5 protein-coding genes are annotated in these 6,182 nt (G+C 47.2%); 2 read left to right on the top strand and 3 right to left on the bottom strand.

Translation table 11 applies throughout. The features are described 5' to 3' along the window. The coding region (locus ACX0G9_RS31460; RefSeq protein ID WP_459068967.1) for a hypothetical protein at nt 1–195 on the top strand (195 nt) is incomplete at its 5' end. Between the two features lie 4 nt (nt 196–199). Here ACX0G9_RS31460 and ACX0G9_RS31455 read toward each other — a convergent pair. The 3 genes from ACX0G9_RS31455 to ACX0G9_RS31445 all read right to left on the bottom strand — a co-directional run bounded on the left by ACX0G9_RS31455 (nt 200) and on the right by ACX0G9_RS31445 (nt 4,908). Continuing rightward, entirely contained in the window at nt 200–2,605 is a 2,406-nt protein-coding gene (locus tag ACX0G9_RS31455; protein ID WP_459068966.1) for a GMC family oxidoreductase N-terminal domain-containing protein, read from the bottom strand. Nucleotides 2,606–2,736: 131 nt separating this feature from the next. Next, nucleotides 2,737–3,297, bottom strand: a complete 561-nt coding sequence (locus tag ACX0G9_RS31450; protein WP_459068965.1) for a hypothetical protein — start codon at nt 3,295–3,297, stop codon at nt 2,737–2,739. A gap of 18 nt (nt 3,298–3,315) precedes the next feature. Then, nucleotides 3,316–4,908, bottom strand: coding sequence for a hypothetical protein (locus ACX0G9_RS31445; RefSeq protein ID WP_459068964.1), 1,593 nt, complete (start codon nt 4,906–4,908; stop codon nt 3,316–3,318). 404 nt (nt 4,909–5,312) lie between these two features. Between ACX0G9_RS31445 and ACX0G9_RS31440 the strand changes: the two genes are divergently transcribed. Beyond that, the coding region (locus tag ACX0G9_RS31440; protein ID WP_459068963.1) for an amino acid permease at nt 5,313–6,182 on the top strand (870 nt) is incomplete at its 3' end.

The following is a 6,182-nucleotide window of genomic DNA, read 5'->3' as shown; positions in this document are numbered from 1 at the left end:
CTCTGTCTTATCTTTCGTATAAAAGAATCCCTGGTAGCTTTCCTTTCCGGGCTCATGATCTTCCTGTGGGTCTTTATGCTGCATATTCCCAGAGCAGTCGGCATGCCGAAGGACCATGGCGAACTGACGGCTGTATTCGAAGCGCTGGCCTTTAGCGGTATCCTGTTCATTCTCGCGGCGATCCGGAAAAAATAAAACATTAAGACCTGTTGTTTGCTGCGATCAGCGGCGCTGCATAATGAGCCAGGGTCATGACGGTGACCTGCGGATTCACGCCCAGACTGGTCGGAAAAACGCTTGCGTCGCAGACAAAGAGGTTCTCGAACCCAAAAACCTTAAAGCCTGCGTCCACCACACCGGTAGCGGCGTCATTACTCATTACGTTCCCGCCTTGCGGGTGGCCAGTTCCGGTAGATATATCCCGGGAGGATTTTACATCCTTGCGGAGATTTTCCTTCAGGTCATCTACCGTCTTGTATTCAAAATAATTAAACGTATTGGGCATCACGCGTTCTGCACCACCTTTAAGATAAATCTCCGAGGCTATTCCGAGCGCCTCCATCAGGCTGTTGAAATCATCCTCGGTGGGTAGATAATTAATATCCCTGCCAAGCAAACCCGCAATCTTTACTTCGGCATTGGAGGCTGTGCCCACGAGTACACCGGTGCAGGCCATATTTCCATAGTGATGCATGTTATGAAAATGCTGTTCGAACCAGCCGGGCATGGCGGTGGATTGGAACATTGGCGGATTGAACCAGGTCTCCATGACATAACGGCGATCCCCGGTCCGCAAAAAATGGGAGATCTGCAGTCCGTCGTAGGAATTGACCGTTTGTGTAAAGGCCGCCGTTATCTGGGACCCAAGGTTAAAAGCCAGTTTTTTACCGGCGTTCGCGATGCCCAGCTTTGACTTAAGCAATAAGATACTGGAAGAGATGGCCCCTGCCGAAGAAACGAAAGTGTTCCCCTTGATGGTGATCTTCCTCCCGTTCTTAAATTGCCCGGTCAGTGAAATGATCTTTCCATTCCCGTTCTTATTAAAACTAATGGCTTCACAACCGGCGATGATTTGTAAGGAACCGGGATATTCCGCCTGGATCTGGGGTAAAATAGTATCCAGCATGGATAATTTCCGGCCGAACTTGCAGCCGATATTACAATAACCACAGCCCAGGCAACCTTCAATATTAGCCTTAACGGAATCCAGGTTCGGTTTGCCATAACCCTGCTGCTCGCAGATATCCGAGAACAAACGGCCTCCGGGGTTCAGGTATTTGTCGTCGGTCATCAGGGGAGTATGGTCTACATGCATGATCTTATAGATCTCCTGCATCGAAGCGGCATATTTTTCCCGGTCCAGGCCAATGCCCATTTCACCAATCCAGCGATCTAATATATAATCAGGGGTATCGAAACAAACGGCGTTGTTGACTACCGTTGATCCTCCTACGCAGCTGCCCTGGAAAACCTGGAACCGGAAATCACGCGATAGCTGGAGGGCTCCGTCTGCATAAAGCCGTGAAACCATATCAACTTCGTTTTCGGTATAGGTATCGGGTAATTCAAGTTCGCCTCTTTCAATAAGCAGCACTTTCCTTCCCAACCCGATCAATTGACGGGCCAGGATGGAAGCCGCCGCGCCTGACCCAACGATCACCACATCCGAACTGATCTCATCCGTTTGCATATCCGGTTCATTCATCACCTTCAGCTTATCGGCCAGGGAATAATTCCGGGTGAACCGGGCCTCTCTGTCTTTTTTATCCGGTCTTTCCGAAAAAGGAATATACCCCACGCTTTTATACACCCGCCTGTCGCTGTAGTAACCCATATAACAAAGTTGTTTGGACATCCGGATAGCTGCCTGGATCAATTGCCGGTACCAGTCCGGCGTAGCCCGGAATTCCTCATCGGTCAGAAAACGTTTTTTCAGAAAAGTCAGACGGGCATCCGGCAACATCTGGCTTAGGGGAACGTGAAGAGACAATAAGGGATACCATTCCATCGCCGTCAGCACCAGTTTCATTACCCATTTGGAAGAAGCGCGGAAACTTAATAGATAAGTATCAACGTTAGTCGCCACCTCGATGGGCAGGATCTCCATTTTATTGGCGCAGGCATCACCTGAAACGCATACCTCTGCCAGCGCCTCGAGGGTTTGAAATTGCTGGACAGACAAATATTTCAATCCATAACGGGCTTTTCCTGCCGCACGGAACAATAGGAACCCGCATACAAGCAGAATTGCGTAAATAAATGTACGGACCCAATACGGGGTATCTCCGGGGGCCTGGTTTTTGATCCGTATCCAATTAATTACCGACCAGATAATACCGATGGCCAGGAACCAGAGCAGGAGCCGGATCAGGGGACTAAAACGCCGGACATCCCCGATGGAGAGGGCCAGGATAAAAAGGAGGAGGCCACCCTGAAGAAAGGAATGGTTGGCGAAGATCGTATACCCATGCCGGATATCGCTTTCGAGGAAGGATGGAGTCAGTTTGGGGAAGGCATGGAAAAAAACGATCAGGAGAGAAGCCCAAAGCAGGGTTTTCAGAAAAATGCGTAGCCGGATTTCGGCAGGAGTAAGTGCTGGATTCATGCTGTATCAGTTTTGCAGAGTTCTGTGATTAGGTTTCTGTTTTCCCACCGGAGTTTCCCCCAGGGTTAAGTCCAATATCAGGGGCTTAGCCCATTATCAGGGCCTTAGTCCCTTATCAGGGACCTGGCCCCTTACCAGGGCTGATACCGGATCTCGTAACGATGTCCCAGCAGAAAATAACTATAGAATACATTAAAACTATCCGAAAAATGAAAATAACATTTACAAAGGAGCAGACTGTTATCGCCTTCGTTGGGACATACGACAAAATCCTTGATCACCCTGAACCAGACCAGATACCATTTATGATAAGGCAGGGTGTAATCGAAAGTAACCAGGTGCTGATAAGGACTGGCGAACTTTGTGGGCGGTTGGTCCCTGACATAAGATGTTTTGAAATAACCCAATTGATTCGGACGAACTTTATGTAAACCCGATTCCCATTGCCCTAAATACTTTTGGTTATCAGGGACGACCGTTTCATTATAACCGCAATTCATTCCATCCTTTTTATGGAACCCTTTTTTGAATTTTATCCCGGACAGGCGCCCGGCGAACCATTCATGGTTCCATCCACAGTAAATATAGCCGTTCAGCGCCTCGAGATCCGGCGGAGTTCCTGTCCGGAGGATATTCTCCATTGTCGCTTTATCGGCCTGTGCCAGTGTTTCGTAGGTCCATAGTTGCGCCATAATTTATAAATTTTAGTTTTATTTCAGGTCCACCAGCACCAGCGGTTCGATACGCCTGGCATCGTCATTCCAGCGGAACAGATCGGTTTTTTTTATATTCCCTGTTTCGTCATTTTCCAGATGCAGGAAGGTATAGGTCTTATCCAGCCTTACATCCGCTGCGTCCATTTCATAGACAGGTATCCAGGTGCCGGTATTAGAATATCTTTTGATCCCGGCTTCTTCGGCCGCTGCCTTTCCCCCGATAGTTTCACCATTCAATTGTTCGGGATTATGGGTATGACCGAAAGAGACCAGCTGCAAATCAGGGTTCTCCGTAAAAATTCGTTGAGCATTGGGGAAAAGGGTGGAAGGAGAAGAAAGTTGAAGCATGGCAAACAATCTTCCCAGGAAATAGGAAAGAGAAAGGAAGAGCAGGTTCTTCAATTCGGAAAAAATCTGTTGCCAGACCGATGGGGAAGTCGCCCCTGTTGAGTTCCCTGCCGGTAAAATGTTGGGAAAACTTTTATAAATGGCAAAACCGGTGATCAGGACCGGAACGATAATGATCAGCACGAAATGGAACAAATACCGGAGCGCATATCCATATTGTCTTTTGGGAATGATTAAAAAGGTAAATGGAATATAGCTGAACAACAATTGAATAGCCAACGGGAATCTTTCCCGGAGGAGCAGCGGTAAAATATTCTGTCGTGGACGGACATCGTCTATATGCGGATAGGCCAGTTCTATACGGTTGATCAGGTAACGGTTAAAAAAGGATCCGAAGGGAAGATTGAGTTGTGTATCGTTAGGAAGAACAGGCGGGCCGTCGACGGCTGTAAAATTTTCGTAGCGGTGGCCGTGTTCGATATATACTTTTCCATCGATCACCAGCGAATCATCGGCGAAATGAACGCGGGGAATAATCTTTTCTGTCAGCGCCCTTTCTATTTCTACTGACCTGTCTTTCGAAGTCAAAATGTCCTTCGGAGTCAAACTTTCTTTTTCCTTCAAGCCATCTTTTGTCGTCAAACCATAGCCCGCCAGGTTTCGGGCCAGGATAACCCGAAAATAATTCCGAACAGGTTTCCAGAACCATTCCAGGTCATGGTTTCCTTTGGTAATGAGTATTTCGTTCCCATTTCCTGTCCATAATGCCAATCTTTCAAAAAATTGCGGATGGCCCGTAGCACAGATAAATAATTTCCATACGGATTTGTAATCATCGGTCCGGAGACCGTATTTGATCTCTTTTTTGGTGATGGAATTTTGCAAATTAATAATGGGCATGGCTATTCCAAGATCCGACAGGATGTCCTTCCAGTTTTCGAAATCTTCAGGCGTCTCCGGAATATTCCGGATCCGCAGAAAGTCGATCAGATCTCCGTTGATGATCAAAAACCCTTTTTTCCATGCAGGGATACTAGTCTCCAGGTGATCCAGGAAACGGGTGAAGGAGTTGTCGGCAAAAAAATTCTCCGTCCCATCGTAATTACCGTTACTATTTACTCCGGATGCCATATGTAAGTCACTGATCACAAAAATCTCTTTTCCTTTCGAGGAAAGGTTTATCCTTCTTTCGCCATAAGGAATTATTTCCGAAGCCATTAGTGATGCTGAAAGGGACATGTTCAGAATGGGTTTTTAAAAAACGGTCAGCAAAAAGGACAAGGTCTGTAAAAAGGCCTGGGTCAGGAATAGGACAGGGTATGGAAATAGAACAGGGGACAGGAAAAAATAAGGGCTGGCGGAAAACTATGGTCTGGTATCGAAAACAAGGTCAGGTAACGAAAAAAGGGTAGACAAAAATTATGGAATGGAAAAATCAACCAGGAAAGCCATGCTAAATAAATAAACCTTCTGATCTTTCGAAGATATTAAAATTAAATGAATCCTGAAATACTACGAACCGGGGGGCCTCCCACTCACTCAAAAGGGGGGGCACGGAATTACCAGAAATTACCCAAAAAATAAGCAAAAACGAATCCTTGCTGGTATTGCTTCAAATGGTTATCTTGAAATGCCTTCGGCCAGTGGATCAGAGAAGAGTTCCACGGATACCAATCACCAATAAAACCAGACATATTACTAACAACGGGCCTGAAAAAGCAGAAAATAAACTCGGTTTGTGGACCAGTACTTCCCTGGTCATCGGGAATATGGTAGGGTCGGGTGTATTTCTTTTGCCTGGTGCCCTGGCTTCTTTTGGAGGTATCAGCCTTTTAGGCTGGCTGTTTTCTTCGGCAGGCGCATTACTACTGGCCATCGTTTTCAGCCGGTTAAGCAAACTATTGCCCCATGCAGATGGCGGGCCTTATGCATATACCAGGAGCGGGTTCGGGGATTTTTCCGCTTTTATTGTGGCCTGGGGATACTGGATCTCTGTCTGGTGTACCAACGCGACGATTTCCGTATCCCTGGTAGGGGCGCTAAGTACTTTTTTCCCCGTTCTTGCTGACAATTCCCTGTTGGCTATACTAACCAGCCTTTCGGCCATCTGGTTCCTCACCTGGGTCAATACCCGCGGTATAAAAGCTTCGGGAAGGATGCAATTGATCACTACGATCTTAAAAATGATTCCCCTTATCCTGGTAGCGGTGGCCGGTCTTTTTTTCCTTCATTGGAAGAACTTTTCTCCCTTCAATATAAGCGGGCAATCCGATCTGTCTGCTATTACCTCTACGGCGACCCTCACCTTCTTTGCCTTTCTGGGTATGGAATGTGCGACGATTCCAGCTGGAAATGTGGAGAACCCGGAGGTGACTATTCCCCGTGCCACTATCCTGGGGACGGTAATCACCACCCTGGTCTATATCCTGGGAACCATCAGCGTTATGGGCATTATACCCTCTAAAGATCTGCAACATTCTATAACGCCCTTTGCGGATGTAGCGGTATTGATC

The organism is Flavitalea flava, from assembly GCF_054461575.1.
The sequence above is the reverse complement of the archived record's forward strand: the minus strand, read 5'-3'. Positions and strand labels throughout refer to the sequence as shown.

Excerpts from the sequence above, each read along its gene's own strand:
- ACX0G9_RS31455 (WP_459068966.1), bottom strand. The coding sequence starts at position 2,605 with ATGAATCCAGCACTTACTCCTGCCGAAATCCGGCTACGCATTTTTCTG.
- ACX0G9_RS31445 (WP_459068964.1), bottom strand. The coding sequence starts at position 4,908 with ATGTCCCTTTCAGCATCACTAATGGCTTCGGAAATAATTCCTTATGGC.
- ACX0G9_RS31450 (WP_459068965.1), bottom strand. The coding sequence starts at position 3,297 with ATGGCGCAACTATGGACCTACGAAACACTGGCACAGGCCGATAAAGCG.